The sequence below is a fragment of the Bartonella sp. MU37NMGALS genome (genome assembly GCF_042194015.1).
In the GTDB taxonomy this organism is placed as follows: Bacteria; Pseudomonadota; Alphaproteobacteria; order Rhizobiales; family Rhizobiaceae; genus Bartonella; species Bartonella grahamii.
In genome coordinates this window covers 1-601 of record NZ_JBHIML010000148.1, presented here as the reverse complement: position 1 = coordinate 601, position 601 = coordinate 1, and the positions used below count along the sequence as shown (strand labels likewise).

Genomic DNA, 601 nt, shown 5'->3' with positions numbered 1-601 from the left:
TTTTCCCATCAATAATTGATTAGAGTAAACTTATGAACACACATGATAATGATAGTGAAGGATATCTCATACCTGAAAACGAGGTAGACAACAAAATTGGTTATGCCAAAATGGTCAAAGCCCATGTGATGCATAGGCACTTACATTTGAAACAAGATTTTTCCACTTGGTTTAACGATTGTGTTGAAAAGTTTGATCTAAAAGAAGGCGTGGATTTTGTTTTTACAAAACAAGAATGGAACAGACAGAAGATTTGTCCAAAATCTGAAATAGAAACAGATAAAACCGATAATAATTACTTCAAAATTCACGCAGCAAGGAAAGTTGCTCAAGCAGAGCGCCATAGAAACTATGGCAGAATATTATACCAAAACTTATGTTTTTCTTAATTAAGGGGGTGATGATGCGAAACTTTATTACAATACCTGAAAACAATTTTCAAAACACAACTGTTCCAACCATGTCTAGTCGTGAAATTGCAGAGTTATGCGGTAAGCAACATGCGCATATTATGCGTGATATTCGACAAATGTTAGGAGAATTATATCCTGAAGGGGGTCAATCCAAATTTGGATCCACCTATTTAGATAAACAGGGTAAG

At 34.8% G+C, this 601-nt stretch carries 2 protein-coding genes; both read left to right on the top strand.

The window, feature by feature from the left end; translation table 11 throughout:
• The first annotated feature begins 32 nt into the window (after window positions 1-32).
• Window positions 33-389: an antA/AntB antirepressor family protein gene (locus ACFIJP_RS09630; RefSeq protein ID WP_375627206.1), complete on the top strand. Its 357-nt coding sequence runs from the start codon at window positions 33-35 to the stop codon at window positions 387-389.
• Between the two features lie 14 nt (window positions 390-403).
• Window positions 404-601, top strand: a 198-nt coding sequence (locus ACFIJP_RS09625) for a Rha family transcriptional regulator (protein WP_375627208.1), incomplete at its 3' end; no start/stop codon positions are given.